Source organism: Kitasatospora sp. SC0581 (assembly GCF_048159585.1).
Taxonomy (GTDB): domain Bacteria; phylum Actinomycetota; class Actinomycetes; order Streptomycetales; family Streptomycetaceae; genus Kitasatospora.
Map to the genome: position 1 here is coordinate 121425 of NZ_JBLRWA010000012.1, position 14474 is coordinate 135898.

Here is a 14474-nt window from a genome sequence, read left to right on the forward strand (position 1 = left end):
GAAATCGAAACCTACTTACCGAATGGCGATCATGGTAGCGACCGCGATTGGGATTTTGGCCGACTGCGCAACAAAATCGATTTTGGCTAATCGCGCAACAAAAGCACAGCGTGCTCCGGTGGGCCCTGCCAGGCGCGTTGGGCCCGGTCGGCCGGGCTTTCGGAAATGCCGAAGGCCCCCGGGCCGGTGGTCCGGAGGCCTTTGCGGGGATAACTCGGGTGACGCCCGGGTTCAGGCCTTGGTGACGTCCTCGACCTCGGCCTCGTCCTCCCGACCGGGAGTTTTCAGGTTGAATTTGACGATGATGAACCGGAAGAGCGCGTAGTACACGACGGCGAAGCAGAGGCCGATCGGGATGATCAGCCACGGTTTGGTGGCCAGTCCCCAGTTGATCACGTAGTCGATCAGGCCGGCCGAGAAGCTGAACCCGTCGTGCACCCCGAGCCCCCAGGTCACCGCCATCGAGGCGCCGGTCAGCAGCGCGTGCACGGCGTACAGGGCCGGGGCGATGTAGGCGAAGGAGTACTCGATCGGCTCGGTGACGCCCGTCACGAAGGAGGTCAGGCCGACCGAGAGCATCAGGCCGTAGATCTCCTTGCGCCGGTGCGGCTTCGCCGAGTGCGCGATCGCGAGCGCGGCGGCCGGCAGCGCGAACATCATGATCGGGAAGAAGCCGGACTGGAACTGGCCGGCCGTCGGGTCGCCCGCCAGGAAGCGCGGGATGTCGCCGTGCACGATCGCGCCGTCCGGCCTGGTGAACTCCCCGAACTGGAACCAGACGAAGGTGTTCAGCAGCTGGTGCATGCCGATCAGCAGCAGGGCCCGGTTGAACAGGCCGAAGATGCCGGCGCCGCCCGCGCCCAGGTCGGAGAGGGTCTGCGAGAAGTCGTTCAGGCCGCGGCCGATCGGCGGCCAGACCCAGAGCGCCACCACGGCGGTCAGCATGCCGACCAGCGCGGTGATCATCGGCACCAGGCGGCGGCCGTTGAAGAAGCCGAGCCAGTCGACCAGCTTGGTGCGGTGGAACCGCACCCACAGCCAGGCCGACATCAGGCCGATCAGGATGCCGCCGAGCACCCCCGGGTTCTGGAACGTCGCGGCCGCCGCCTTCGCCGAGCTGTAGTCCACGCACTGGTCGCTGACCAGTACCGTCGGCGGCTTGCAGCTCTCCGGGAAGGCGTGCAGGACCTTGTAGTACACCAGGAAGCCGACCACGGCGGCGAGCGCCGTCGAGCCGTCCGCCTTCTTCGCCATGCCGATCGCGACGCCGATGCAGAACAGCAGCGGCAGACCGAAGGAGGAGTCGAGCAGCGCGCCGCCGGCGGAGGCGAAGACCTTCGCGACGTTGTCCCAGCCGAGGCCGTCCTTGCCGAACACGTCGGGCTGGCCGAGGCGGTTGAGGATGCCCGCGGCGGGGAGCACCGCCACCGGGAGCTGCAGGGAGCGGCCCATCTTCTGGAGGCCGCCGTAGAAGATGTGCCATCGTTTGGCCTGCGGGGCCGTGGCGCCTGCCGAACTCATCCTTCGCCCTCCGAGAGCAGTTGCCTGCCGGGGGCCCGGCGGGACCCTCGGGCAGGGCTCGGGAACACCCGGGGCCGTTCCCGCGTTCGTCGGAGTACACATATATTGGTGTAGACCACTTGACGCAGGTCGCACTCCGGAGGCGCGAGCCCCGCTGATCGTCATCCTCGGGCGGCGATCCGGAGCCTGCCCGCCGGAATGGGCCGAAAGTGGACTAACGTGGCGGACCGGACCGGCACGGGTGATGCTGGTCGCGCCGCTCGCAGGCCGACCGCAGCCGAACCCGCGTCAGCCACCGGCACGCACCTCACCGCACGACGGTCGAGGGACACCCAGCACCAGCGCAGGACGGCACCCGGCAGAGCCGCCGAAGGGCCGAGACAGAGGGAGAAACCAGATGGCCAGCAAGGCTGAGAAGATCGTCGCCGGTCTGGGCGGCATCGACAACATCGAAGAGGTCGAGGGCTGCATCACCCGCCTGCGCACCGAGGTCAAGGACGCCTCCCTGGTCGACGAGGCCGCCCTCAAGGCCGCCGGCGCCCACGGCGTCGTGAAGATGGGCACCGCGATCCAGGTCGTCATCGGCACCGACGCCGACCCGATCGCCGCCGACATCGAGGACATGATGTGAGCTGAACCACCCAGGTTCAGCCCGCCCGGCCCGCCGACCCGCTCAGGGGGACAGCGGGCCGTGGCGCGTCCCGGCCCTCTCCGGCTCGCCTCCGGAAGCGGCCCCCCGGAGCGACTACGCTCAGTGCCTATGTCACGCATCGACGGCCGCACCCCCGACCAGCTCCGCCCGATCACCATCGAACGGGGCTGGAGCAAGCACGCCGAAGGCTCCGTCCTCATCTCCTACGGCGACACCAAGGTGCTGTGCACCGCCAGCGTCACCGAGGGCGTGCCCCGCTGGCGCAAGGGCAGCGGCGAGGGCTGGGTCACCGCCGAGTACTCCATGCTCCCGCGCGCCACCAACACCCGCGGCGACCGCGAGGCCGTCAAGGGCCGCATCGGCGGCCGCACCCACGAGATCAGCCGGCTCATCGGCCGCTCGCTGCGCGCCGTGGTCGACCACCGCGCGCTCGCCGAGAACACCATCGTCCTCGACTGCGACGTCCTCCAGGCCGACGGCGGCACCCGCACCGCCGCCATCACCGGCGCCTACGTCGCCCTGGTCGACGCCGTCGCCTGGGCCCGCGACAAGAAGCTGCTGCGCGCCAAGGGCCAGCCGATCACCGGCGGCGTCAGCGCCGTCAGCGTCGGCATCATCGACGGCGTCCCGATGCTCGACCTCCAGTACGAGGAGGACGTGCGCGCCGAGACCGACATGAACATCGTCTGCACCTCCGACGGACGCTTCGTCGAGGTCCAGGGCACCGCCGAGGGCGCCCCGTTCGACCGCGAGCTGCTCGACCGGCTGCTCGACCTCGGCAGCCTCGGCTGCGCGGAGCTCGACGAGATCCAGCGCAAGGCCCTGGAAGGCTGAACCGGCGAGGGCCCCGCGGCCGTGGAGCGGAACGGACGGACGGTCAACCCGTGGGTGGGGACGGCCGTTCGGACCGGTACGGACGCGCGTACGGGCCGCGGGTGGGGCCGCGGGGCGAACGGCCCGCCGAAGGGTCGACCTGACGGTCGGCCTGCTGTACAGGCCGGGTCCGGAGACCGTACGGTTCCCGCAGCACCCCCGCTGCGGGAACCGCGCACCCCTCTGCGCGCGTCCCACCCCACGGAACCCGCGCCCCCCAGGAGGATCGGATGCCGTCGAGCATCGCCCGCCCCGCCGCCCTCGCCGTGGCCGGACTCATCGCGATCCTCCCGCTCAGCATGGTGAGCTGCTCCGCCGCCCAGAAGGCGCTCGACTGCGGCAACACCGCCGTGAGGATCACCGGCGACCTCGCCGACGTCACCCAGGCGTACGACAACGCGAGCAACGACTCGGCGGCCGCCGGGAAGGCCCTGCAGAAGCTCAAGAACGACCTCGACCAGGTCGGGAAGAACTCCAAGAACACCGACGTCGCCAAGGCCGTGACCGATCTGCAGAAGCAGGTCGAGAACGTGCAGCGGGCGGCGGACAGGAACGAGGTCCCGGACCTCAAGCCGCTCGGCAACGCGGCCGGCAACCTCACCTCGCTCTGCACCGGCTGACCGCCTCCGGCCACTCGGTAGGGTGGGCGATATGTCCACCCGCCTGATCCTCGCCACCCGCAACCAGCACAAGGTCACCGAGCTCCGCGCCATCCTGGCGGACGCCGGCCTGGACGTCGAACTCGTCGGCGCCGACGCCTACCCGGAGATCCCGGACGTCCCCGAGACCGGCGTCACCTTCGCCGAGAACGCCCTGCTCAAGGCCCACGCCCTGGCCCGCGCCACCGGCCTGCCCGCCGTCGCCGACGACTCCGGCCTCTGCGTGGACGTGCTGAACGGCGCGCCCGGCATCTTCTCCGCGCGCTGGTCCGGCAAGCACGGTGACGACCGCGCCAACCTCGACCTGCTGCTCGCCCAGCTCTCCGACATCGCCGAGCCGCACCGCGGCGCCCACTTCTTCTGCGCCGCCGCCCTCGCCCTCCCCGACGGCACCGAGCGCGTCGTCGAGGGCCGCCTCCTCGGCACCCTGCGCACCGCCCCGGCCGGCGACGGCGGCTTCGGCTACGACCCGATCCTCCAGCCCCTCGGCGAGACCCGCACCTGCGCGGAGCTCACGGCCGACGAGAAGAACGCCATCAGCCACCGCGGCAAGGCCTTCCGCGCCCTCGCCCCGGTCGTGAAGGACCTCATCGCCTGACGCCCCGTCCGGCGGACACGTCGAAGGCCCGCCCCGAGATCACTCTCGGGGCGGGCCTTCGAATTTAAGGCTAGTGCGGCCTGAGGGACTCGAACCCTCACGGGATTTCTCCCATGGGCACCTAAAACCCAGGCGTCTGCCAATTCCGCCAAGGCCGCATGGCGACCAGTCTAGGGCTTCGCCGAGTGTGGGGACAGCGACTTCCGCCGCCGCCCCGCCGGTGCCGCGTCCGGGCCCCGCGGCGGCGGTGGCACCGGGCCCGTCGGGTCGGCTCGGTGGTGCCGGGAGTGGGTTTCGGCCAGGGGGCTGACTGGATGTCGCGCGCTTCCGACCTGTGATGTTTGGCTGTTGATTACCAATTGGTACAGACCTATTGACCTATGTGGTTCAGACCACATAGCTTCTCCGCCAATTGCAACCCCCACGTGCGTGCTCCCCCACAGGCACGCGCCGACACTCTCTCCTGGAGGACCGAGTGTTGATCCGAAACACGGCGGAGCGGCGTCCCACCGCCGCGCACCGCCGGAAGAGCCCGGCGGCCCGCGCCGGTGTGGCCTCGCTCGCGGCGGCCTCGTTGGCCGGACTGCTGATGGCGACGCTGGGTGCGGCGCCCTCGCAGGCGTCGGCGGCCGTCGACAACGCGGCCTGTCGGCCCGACGGCCTGTACCAGACGCCCGGCGTGGACGTCCCGTACTGCTCCGTCTACGACACCAGCGGGCGCGAGAAGATGGGCGCGGACCACCAGCGCCGCATCATCGGCTACTTCACCGGCTGGCGCACCGGCAAGAACGGCGACGCCCCGTACCTGGCGACCGACATCCCCTGGGACAAGGTCACCCACCTCAACTACGCCTTCGGCCACGTCGGCGGCGACAACAAGCTCTCGGTCGGCACCGACGGCCCGACCAACGAGGCCACCGGGATCTCCTTCCCCGGCGTCCCCGGTGCCGAGCTGGACCCGAGCCTGCCGTACAAGGGCCACTTCAACCTGCTGACGAAGTTCAAGAAGCAGTACCCGAACGTCAAGACCCTGATCTCGGTGGGCGGTTGGACCGAGACCGGCGGCTACTTCGGGGACGACGGCAAGCGCGTCAACTCCGGCGGCTTCTACTCGATGACCGTCAACCCGGACGGCAGCGTCAACCAGGCCGGCATCGACACCTTCGCCGCCTCCTCGGTCGACTTCATCCGCAAGTACGGCTTCAACGGCGTCGACGTCGACTACGAGTACCCGACCTCGATGAAGGACGCCGGCAACCCGCTGGACTGGCAGCTCGCCAACGGCAAGCGCGGTTCGCTGGCCAAGGGCTACGCGGCGCTGATGAAGACCCTGCGCGAGAGCCTGGACAAGGCCGGCGCCGCCGACGGCAGGCACTACCTGCTGTCGGTCGCCGCCCCGTCCTCCGGCTACCTGCTGCGCGGCATGGAGACCTTCCAGGTGGCGAAGTACCTGGACTACGTCAACATCATGTCGTACGACCTGCACGGCGCCTGGAACAAGTACGTGGGCCCGAACGCCTCGCTGTACGACGACGGCAAGGACGGCGAGCTGGCCGCCGCCAACGTCTACGGCACCGGGCAGTACGGCGGCATCGGCTACCTGAACGCCGACTGGTCGTACCACTACTTCCGCGGCTCGATGCCCGGCGGCCGGATCAACGTCGGCCTGCCGTACTACACCCGCGGCTTCAAGAACGTGCAGGGCGGCACCAACGGCCTCTGGGGCACCGCCTCGGCGACCAGCTGCCCGGCCGGCTCCGGCCTGACGGCCTGCGGTGACGGCGCGGTCGGCATCGACAACATCTGGAACGACAAGGACGACGCGGGCAAGGAGTCCCCGGCCGGGTCGAACCCGATGTGGCACGCCAAGAACCTGGAGAAGGGCATCCTGCCCGACTACCTGGCCAAGTACGGCGTCTCCGACACCGCGCTGCAGGGCACCTACACCCGCAACTACAGCTCCGCGCTGGTGGCGCCGTGGCTGTGGAACGACGCCAAGAAGGTGTTCCTCTCCACCGAGGACGAGCAGTCGGTGGGCGCCAAGGCGGACTACATCGTCAACCAGGGCGCCGGCGGCGCGATGATCTGGGAGCTCGCGGGCGACTACAAGTGGGACGCGGCCGCCAACGGCGGCAAGGGCGAGTACGTGCCCGGTTCGACGCTGACCTCGCTGATGTACGACAAGTTCAAGTCGGCGGCCCCGTACGGCGCGGTCCGCGCGACGACCGCGCTGCCGCAGCAGACCCTGCCGATCGACGTGTCGTTCACCAACTTCGCGCTGGGCGACTCGAACTACCCGATCAACCCGAAGCTGCACATCGTCAACAACTCGACGCTGACCCTGCCGGGCGGCACCGAGTTCCAGTTCGACTACGGCAACTCGGCCCCGGGCAACGCCAAGGACCAGTCCGGCTTCGGCCTCCAGGTCATCAAGCAGGACAACCCGGGCCCGGGCAACGTGGGCGGCCTGAAGGGCACCTACAACCGGGTGTCGGTCAAGCTGCCGGGCTGGCAGTCGCTGGCGCCGGGCGCCTCGATCGACATGGACTTCGTCTACTACCTGCCGGTGTCCACGCCGTCGAACTGGACGGTCAACGTGGGCGGCACGCTGTACGGGATCAAGGGCGACCTGACCCGCGGCGCGGTGGACGGCGGCACGCCGACCCCGACCCCGACGCCGTCGCAGACGGCCACCCCGACGCCGACCCCCACGGGCACGCCGACCGGCACGCCGACGGCCACCCCGACCGGGACGCCGACGCCGACCGCGACCCCGACCTCGGGCACCTGCGCGGCCGCCCCGAGCTGGGACGCCGGCACCACCTACGCGACGCCCACCAAGGTCTCGTGGAAGGGCCACTACTACCAGAACAAGTGGTGGACCAAGGGCGACGACCCCGCGGCCAGCGGCTCGTGGGGCGTCTGGAGCGACCTCGGGACCTGCTGATCAGGGCGGTCCGCTGAGGTGAGGACGGCGGTGGCGGTGCACCCGGTCGGGGGGTGTGCCGCCACCGCTTCGTCGTACCGGCCGTGCTTACGCGCCGACGCTTACGCGCCGACCTTGAGGTCGCGCAGCAGCTTGGCGACGTGGCCGGTGGCCCGCACGTTGTAGAACGCGTGCTCGACCTTGCCGTGCTCGTCCACGACGATCGTGGAGCGGATGACGCCCAGGTAGGTGCGGCCGTAGTTCTGCTTCTCGCCGAAGGCGGCGTACGCCTCCAGCACCTCCTTGTCCGGGTCGGACAGCAGGGTGACCTTGAGGTTCTCGGCCTCGCGGAACTTGCCGAGCTTCTCCGGCTTGTCCGGGGAGATGCCGATGACGTCGTAGCCGGCGTCCGCGAGGACCTCCAGGTTGTCGGTGAAGTCGCAGGCCTGCTTGGTGCAGCCGGGGGTCAGGGCGGCGGGGTAGAAGTAGACGATGACCTTGCGGCCCGCGTGGTCGGCGAGGGACACCTGGTTGCCGTCGGCGTCGGACAGGCTGAAGGCGGGCGCGGTGTCGCCGGGCTGGAGACGCTCACTCACGGTCGTACTCTCCTGGATGCTGGGACGGGCGGTCGTACCACGGCAAACTTACCTCCGATGGTGGGTGGGGCCGCGCGACCGTGTGCGGCAGCTGACACACTGGGTCAGTCGCACCGATCGCAGGGATCGGATGGAACAACATCGGCGAGTGAATGGGGTGGCCCGAGTGGGCGAGGCGAGCACGCAGGACAAGTCGGCGCGGACGACCGCCCAGATCGAGGCGGACATCGAGCGGACGCGTGACCGGCTGGCGTCGACCCTGGACGAGCTGGCCGTCCGCGTCCACCCGAGCACGGTGACCGCCCAGGTCAAGGCCAAGGCGGTGGCCGCCGTCGAGGAGAAGACCGCCCGGGCGTACGTGGCCGCCAGCGGCGTGGTGGAGAAGGTCCGGGCGCAGTTCGTGGACGAGAAGGGGCAGCCGCGCCGCGAGCGGATCGTCCCGGCCGCGCTGGTCGGCGTGGGCCTGGTGCTGCTGGTCGCCTCGGCGCGCAAGCGCCGCAAGGGCTGAGCGCACAGCGGGACGGCGGGGCCGGGCGCGACGGGTGCCCGGCCTTTCGCGTGCCCGGGCTTCCGCGCGCCCGGCGCTCCGCCTGCCGGGCCTTCCGGATACCGGGCCAGCGTCACGCCCCGCGCCCGGGGGAGGTACCTTCGGGACCGTGAGTACGAACCACGAACCGACGCGCTCCGACGACGCGCAGGAGCCCGCCCGCCACGACCGGCTCGGCGAGAAGCTGCCGATCCGGATGCTGCACGACCGCGTGCTGGTGCGGATCGAGGGCGGCGAGGGCGAGCGCCGTTCGACCGGCGGCATCCTGATCCCGGCCACGGCGGAGCTGTCCAAGCGCTGTACCTGGGCGGAGGCCGTCGCGGTGGGCCAGAGCGTGCGCTCGGTGGAGCCCGGCGACCGGGTGCTGTACGACCCGGAGGACAAGCTGGAGGTCGAGGTCCGCGGCGCCACCTACGTGCTGCTGCGCGAGCGCGACCTGCACGCCGTCGCCGCCACCCGCTTCGGCGACACGGAGGGCTCGACCGGGCTGTACCTGTGACGGTCTGATCCGCTCCGTGCCCTGAGGTGCCCCCGACCCGGGTCGGGGGCACCGTGCTTTCGCGGCGGGGGTCCGCGACATGGCGGTCCGCCGCGGGGATCGGGGGCGTTGTCGGTGCCGCGCGCTAGGGTCCCGGCATGAGTGTGCCGGTGATCGGGGACGGGGAGCGTCGGGCCAGGCTGGGGCGGCGTCAGCTGCTGGCGCCGTCGGTGCGGGCGGCGCGGGTGGAGGACGTGGCCGACGCGGTGGTCGGGCTGCACGCGACGGACGCGGCCACGGTGTACCTGTCGGCCTGCGCGCGGCTGGCGGAGCCCTCGGCGGCGGAGGTGGACCGGGCGCTGTACGAGGACGTCTCGCTGGTGAAGCTGCTGTCGATGCGGCGGACGATCTTCGCGGTGACGGAGGGCCTGGCCCCGTACGTGAGTTCGGCGGCGGCGCGGGCGATCGCGGCGAAGGAGCGGGCGACGCTGCTGAAGCACCTGCGGGACCACGCCGAGGGCTGGGACGAGGCCCGGCTGGCGGAGGCGGAGCGCGAGGTGCTGGCCGCGCTGGCCGGGCGCGGCGAGGCGACGACCAAGGAACTCTCCGAGGACGTACCGCAGTTGCGCGAGACGATGCTGATGTCGGCGGGCAAGGCGTACGAGGCGCGGCAGAGCGTGGGCAGCCGGCTGCTGCGGCTGCTGGCCTCGGACGGGCACGTGCGCCGCTGCCGTCCGCGCGGGTCGTGGCTGAGCAGCAGCTACCCGTGGGCGCTGGTGCCGCAGTGGCCGGAGGTGCCGGTGCGGGAGGCGAAGGCCGAGGTGGTGCGGCGCTGGCTGGCGGCGTACGGGCCGGCGACGGTCGAGGACGTGAAGTGGTGGACGGGCTGGACGCTGGGGGACGTCCGCCGGGCGCTGGCCGATCTCGGGGCGCTGGACGTGGCGTTGGCCGACGGGGCGCCGGCCCTGGTGCTGCCGGGGGACGAGGGGCCGGTGGCGGAGCCGGAGCCGTGGGCGGCGCTGCTGCCCGCGCTGGACCCGGCGGTGATGGGCTGGCGCGGGCGGGACTGGTACCTGCGGCCGGAGGACGTGCCGGCGCTGTTCGACCGGGCGGGCAACGCCGGGCCGACGGTGTGGTGGTGCGGCGAGGTGGTGGGCGGCTGGACGCAGCGCGCGGACGGCGAGGTGGTGTGGCGGTTGTTCCGGGGGGCCGGGGCGGAGGCGGAGCGGGCGGTCGCGGCGGAGGCGGAGCGCTTGGCTGGCTGGCTGGGCGAGGTGCGGGTGACGCCGCGGTTCCGTACCCCGCTGGAGAAGGAGCTCAGGGGCTGACCGGGAGCCGATCGGGGGCTCAGGGCGTCGGGGGCGGCGGTGGTACCGGGTGGCTCGCGGGGCCGCCGGTGGCGCTGGGCAGGGCCGTGGGGCGGGTCGGCTGGACCAGGGTGGGCTTCGGGGTGGGGCTGGGCTGCTCCGGGTCGGTGGTCGTCGGCCTGGTGGCCTGCGGGCTGGGGGTGTTGGGGCCGGTGGGGGGCTGGCCGGTGGCGGCGGGGGCGCTGGGCGTGTGGCCGGCGGGCGTGCCGGGGGCCGGGTCGGTGGTGGCGGGTTCGCCGCCGGCGGCCGGGGCGGTGGTCGGGGTGGTGGCGCTGGGGCTGCTGCTAGCGGACACGCCGGGCCAGGGGGTGGCGGTGGTGGCGCCGTGTCCGGTCCGGAGGTCGAAGTCCTGGGTGGGGGTGCCGTCGAGGGCGGCGGCGGTGTAGGCGGTCCAGATCCGGGTGGGGAAGGCGCCGCCGTTGATCCGGCTGAGTCCGGCGGTGCCGGCCAGCGGTTCCTTGGCGTGGGTCTTCGGGTTCTCCCGGAACAGGCCGACGGTGGTGGCGAGTTCGGGGGTGTAGCCGGCGAACCAGGCGGAGAGGTTGGAGTCGGTGGTGCCGGTCTTGCCGGCGGCGGGGCGGCCGAGGTCGAGGGCGGCGGCGCCGGTGCCGCGCGGGCTGATGACGTCGCGCAGCACGTCGGTGACGGAGTCGGCGATCTCCCGGTCGAGGGCGTCGGTGGGGTTGTGCTCGGGCATCCTGGGGACGTCGACGGCGCCGCCGGGGTTGACGCGTTCGAGTTTGAGGACGGACCAGGGGGTGTGCGCCTGGCCGTGGTCGGCGAGGGTGGCGTAGGCGCCGGCCAGGTCGAGGGCGCTGGGGGTGGCGGTGCCGAGGGTCATCGAGGTGTTGGCCGGGTCCATGCCGCGGACGCTGTCGGGGATGCCGAGTCTGACGGCGGTCTCCCGGACGCGGGCGAGTCCGGCGTCCACACCCTCCTGGGCGTACACGGAGTTGACGGACTTCACCATGGCGTAGCGCAGGGTGATGTTGCCGTAGTCGACGCCGTCCTCGTTGGGCGGGGCGTAGGGGGTGGGGCCGCCGGTGACGGGGCGTTCGCTGGTGCCGTCGTAGCGGGACTCGGTGGTGATCGGGCGGCCGTCGAGGTCGTGCTGGGCGACCAGGCCGGCGGCGAGGTCGATGGGCTTGAAGGTGGAGCCGATCTGGTTGTCCTGGCGCAGCGCGTCGTTGTAGGGCTGCTTGGCGTAGTCGGGGCCGCCGTAGACGGCGACGACCCGGCCGGTGGCGGGTTCGACGGAGGCGCCGGCGACCCGGACGTCGGTGTCGGTGGTGGGGCGGGCCTGGGGGTCGAGTTCGCCGGTGAGCTGCTCCTGGACGGCCTTGGCGAAGGCGTCCTGCCGGGGCTTGTCGAAGGTGGTGGTGATGCGCCAGCCGCCGGCCTTGAGGGTGGCGGCGTCGATGGTGCCGGAGGAGACGAGGTAGTCGTCGGCGACGCCGACCAGGTAGCCGGCCTGGCCGGCGAGGCCGGTGGCGGGCTGGGGGTCGATCGGGTCGGGGAAGGTGGTGGCGGCGCGGTCGGCGGGGGTGAGGAAGCCGAGTTGGACCATGCCGTCGAGGGCGTAGTTCCAGCGGGCGACGGCCTTCTCGCGGTTGGCGGGGGTGGCGGTCTTGACGTCGTAGAGGCTGGGGGCCTGGAGCAGGGAGGCGAGGTAGGCGCCCTGGCCGAGGGTGAGTTGGGAGACGTCGACGCCGTAGTAGGCGTGGGCGGCGCTCTGGATGCCGTAGGCGCCGCGGCCGAAGTAGCTGCTGTTGAGGTAGCCGGCGAGGATCTCGCGCTTGTCGCGCTGCTGGTCGACCTTGAGGGCGATGAGCAGTTCGCGGCCCTTGCGCTCGATGGTGCGGTCCTGGGTGAGGTAGTAGTTCTTGACGTACTGCTGGGTGATGGTGGAGCCGCCCTGCATGCCCTTGCCGAGCAGGGTGTTCCAGCCGGCCCGGAGCATGCCCTTCAGGTCGATGCCGCGGTTCTGGTAGAAGGTGCGGTCCTCGGCGGAGACGACGGCCTGCTGGGTCGGGAGCGGGATCTGGTCGATGGTGACGTCGGTGCGGTTGACGGCGCCGGTGCGGGCGATCTCGGTGGTGCCGTCGGCGTAGAGGTAGATGTTGTTCTGGGCGACGGCGTGGGCGTTGGGGTCGGGCACCGGGACGATGACGTAGAGCACGGCGAAGCCGCCGGCGGCGAGCAGGAGCAGCGCGGTGAGGGTGCCGAGGGTGATCCGCCAGGTGGGCAGGAGCCGGCGCCAGAGCGGGAGGGCGCGGCGGGCCTCGCGGCGGGCGGCCCGTTTGGCCTGGCGGCGGGTGCTCAAGGTCATGCCGAGATTATCTGCTATTTGACGTCGGCTCAGGTCGGAAAAACCGGGTGCGGGTGGTGCGGGCCGGAGGTACGGTGAAAGGTGAAAACCGCATAGCGCACCGACTTTTCGGTGCACTGGCCTTCCAGTGCACCGGCTTTCCGGCGCACCGACTTCCGCAGCTCCGCCCGCCAGGCCCGGCACCCCCCGGGTACGGCCGGTCGGAGCCGCTGGGGCGTGCGCGGATGTCGAGGGGCGCCTCCCTCTGCCCACATTTGTCGACAAGGAGACAATATGCTCTACGCCGCCGTCGCCCGCGGCGCCTTCCGCCGCTACTCCACCTACCGGGCCGCCACCGTGGCCGGCACCTTCACCAACACCGTCTTCGGCATCATCCTGGCCTCCTCCTTCCTCGCCCTCTGGCAGGCCCGCCCCGGCCTCGGCGGCTACGACCAGAGCCAGGCCGTCACGTACATCTGGGTCAGCCAGAGCCTGCTGGTCACCGTCGCGGTGTGGGGCGGCGGCTTCCAGGACGACCTCCAGGACCGCTTCCGCAGCGGCGACATCGCCGTCGACCTCTACCGCCCGGTCGACTTCCAGGGCTGGTGGCTGGCCTCCGACCTCGGCCGGGCCGGCTTCCAGGCGCTGGTGCGCGGCACCGTGCCGATGCTGATCGGCGCGCTGGTGTTCCGCATCCGGCTGCCCGAACACCCGCTGACCTGGGCGTTCTTCCTGCTCTCCGCGCTGCTCGCGGTGATCGTCAGCTTCGGGCTGCGCTTCCTGGTCTCGATCACCGGCTTCTGGCTGCACGACTCGGAGGGGGTGCGCTCGGTGATGCTGGTGGTCTCGATGTTCTTCTCCGGGATGCTGCTGCCGGTCGCGCTGTTCCCCGGCTGGCTCGGCGACCTCGGCCGGGTGCTGCCCTGGTCGGCGCTGGTGAACGTCCCCACCGACGTCTTCCTGGAGCGGACCGGCGGCGCCGCGCTGCTCGGGGCGCTCGGCTTCCAGCTCGGCTGGGCGGCGGTGCTGCTCGCCGCCGGGCGGGGCGCCCAGTGGCTGGCCACCCGCAGGGTGGTGGTGCAGGGTGGCTGAGCAGCTCGTACGGGAGCCCCTCGGGCCCCGCGACTCCCTCGGGCCCCGCACCGCCTGGGCGCTGCGCTCCTGGTGGCTCTGCGCCCGGATGTGGATGCGCTCGATGATGGCCTACCGGGCCTCCTTCGCCCTGAACCTGGTGGCCAGCCTGGTCACCCACTCCCTCGACTTCGTGGTGCTGGTGATCATGTTCCGGCACACCGACCGGCTCGGCGGCTGGAGCCTGCCGGAGACGGCCTTCCTCTACGCCACCGCGGCCTTCTCGCTCGGCACGGCCAACCTGCTGGTCGGCTCGGCCGAGGGCCTGGGCGCGCGGATCCGGAGCGGCTCGCTGGACACCATGCTGATCCGGCCCGCGCCCGCGCTCTCCCAGCTGTGCGCGGAACGTTTCACGCTGCGCCGGCTCGGCCGCCCGCTCCAGGCCGTCGCCGTGCTGGTCTGGTCGCTGACCGCCCTGGACGTGCACTGGACCTGGGACCGGGTGCTGCTGGTGCCCGTCCTGCTGCTCTGCGGCACCGTCATCTTCGGCGCGGTCTACGTCGGCGGCGCCACCGTCCAGTTCTGGTGGGGCGAGTCCAAGGAGATCCAGAACTCCTTCACCTACGGCGGCGCGACCCTGCTGCACTACCCGCCGACGATCTTCGCCAAGGAGCTGGTCGCCGCGGTGGTCTTCGGCGTCCCGCTGGCCTTCGTCAACTGGCTGCCCACGCTGCGCATCCTCGACCGGCCCGACCCGCTCGGCCTGCCCACCGCCTTCCAGTTCGCCTCCCCGGTGGCCGCCGCGGTCTGCGTCCTCGCCGCCGGACTCGCCTGGCGGGCCGGGCTGCGCGCCTACCGCGGCACCGGCAGCTGAACCC

At 71.7% G+C, this 14474-nt stretch carries 13 protein-coding genes and 1 tRNA gene; 10 read left to right on the forward strand and 4 right to left on the reverse strand.

The genetic code is table 11. The features are described from left to right. Positions 1-231: 231 nt before the first annotated feature. A complete protein-coding gene (locus ACLWS4_RS20320) occupies positions 232-1521 on the reverse strand; it encodes a PTS transporter subunit EIIC (protein WP_049655706.1) in 1290 nt (429 codons plus the stop codon). Positions 1522-1918: 397 nt separating this feature from the next. Between ACLWS4_RS20320 and ACLWS4_RS20325 the strand changes: the two genes are divergently transcribed. From ACLWS4_RS20325 to rdgB, 4 genes are all read left to right on the forward strand, one after another. Beyond that, entirely contained in the window at positions 1919-2152 is a 234-nt protein-coding gene (locus tag ACLWS4_RS20325; RefSeq protein WP_030060521.1) for a glucose PTS transporter subunit EIIB, read from the forward strand. Positions 2153-2281: 129 nt separating this feature from the next. Next, positions 2282-3007 carry a ribonuclease PH gene (rph, locus tag ACLWS4_RS20330; protein WP_049655704.1) on the forward strand — a complete coding sequence of 242 codons (726 nt, stop codon included), beginning with the start codon at positions 2282-2284 and terminating at the stop codon, positions 3005-3007. Positions 3008-3276: 269 nt separating this feature from the next. Beyond that, positions 3277-3666 carry a hypothetical protein gene (locus tag ACLWS4_RS20335; RefSeq protein WP_049655703.1) on the forward strand — a complete coding sequence of 130 codons (390 nt, stop codon included), beginning with the start codon at positions 3277-3279 and terminating at the stop codon, positions 3664-3666. Positions 3667-3697: 31 nt separating this feature from the next. Then, positions 3698-4303 (forward strand): RdgB/HAM1 family non-canonical purine NTP pyrophosphatase, encoded by a 606-nt coding sequence (gene rdgB / locus ACLWS4_RS20340; RefSeq protein WP_074005051.1) that lies wholly within the window; start codon positions 3698-3700, stop codon positions 4301-4303. 74 nt (positions 4304-4377) lie between these two features. Here rdgB and ACLWS4_RS20345 read toward each other — a convergent pair. Beyond that, positions 4378-4461, reverse strand: a tRNA-Leu gene (locus ACLWS4_RS20345). A gap of 431 nt (positions 4462-4892) precedes the next feature. On the opposite strand from ACLWS4_RS20345, the gene ACLWS4_RS20350 reads away from it, so the two are divergent. Next, entirely contained in the window at positions 4893-7250 is a 2358-nt protein-coding gene (locus ACLWS4_RS20350) for a chitinase C-terminal domain-containing protein (protein ID WP_416874865.1), read from the forward strand. 101 nt (positions 7251-7351) lie between these two features. Here ACLWS4_RS20350 and bcp read toward each other — a convergent pair whose 3' ends face one another. Further along, entirely contained in the window at positions 7352-7825 is a 474-nt protein-coding gene (gene bcp / locus ACLWS4_RS20355) for a thioredoxin-dependent thiol peroxidase (RefSeq protein WP_049655699.1), read from the reverse strand. Between the two features lie 166 nt (positions 7826-7991). Here bcp and ACLWS4_RS20360 point away from each other — a divergent pair, with 166 nt between their 5' ends. The 3 genes from ACLWS4_RS20360 to ACLWS4_RS20370 all read left to right on the forward strand — a co-directional run bounded on the left by ACLWS4_RS20360 (position 7992) and on the right by ACLWS4_RS20370 (position 10178). Continuing rightward, on the forward strand, positions 7992-8333 hold the full coding sequence (locus ACLWS4_RS20360) for a DUF3618 domain-containing protein (protein ID WP_049655697.1): 342 nt from the start codon (positions 7992-7994) through the stop codon (positions 8331-8333). Between the two features lie 235 nt (positions 8334-8568). Next, positions 8569-8871, forward strand: coding sequence for a GroES family chaperonin (locus ACLWS4_RS20365; protein ID WP_049655715.1), 303 nt, complete (start codon positions 8569-8571; stop codon positions 8869-8871). A gap of 137 nt (positions 8872-9008) precedes the next feature. Beyond that, the gene (locus ACLWS4_RS20370) at positions 9009-10178 is read left to right on the forward strand and encodes a winged helix DNA-binding domain-containing protein (protein ID WP_387827385.1); all 1170 of its coding nucleotides are present in this window, start codon (positions 9009-9011) and stop codon (positions 10176-10178) included. 19 nt (positions 10179-10197) lie between these two features. Here ACLWS4_RS20370 and ACLWS4_RS20375 read toward each other — a convergent pair whose 3' ends face one another. Continuing rightward, the gene (locus ACLWS4_RS20375) at positions 10198-12546 is read right to left on the reverse strand and encodes a transglycosylase domain-containing protein (protein WP_416874830.1); all 2349 of its coding nucleotides are present in this window, start codon (positions 12544-12546) and stop codon (positions 10198-10200) included. Between the two features lie 273 nt (positions 12547-12819). Here ACLWS4_RS20375 and ACLWS4_RS20380 point away from each other — a divergent pair, with 273 nt between their 5' ends. Next, the gene (locus ACLWS4_RS20380; protein ID WP_074005053.1) at positions 12820-13617 is read left to right on the forward strand and encodes an ABC transporter permease; all 798 of its coding nucleotides are present in this window, start codon (positions 12820-12822) and stop codon (positions 13615-13617) included. Next, complete coding sequence (locus ACLWS4_RS20385) at positions 13610-14470, forward strand: ABC transporter permease (RefSeq protein ID WP_380742002.1); 861 nt, start codon at positions 13610-13612, stop codon at positions 14468-14470. The genes ACLWS4_RS20380 and ACLWS4_RS20385 overlap by 8 nt, the downstream gene beginning before the upstream one ends. The last annotated feature ends 4 nt before the right edge of the window (positions 14471-14474 follow it).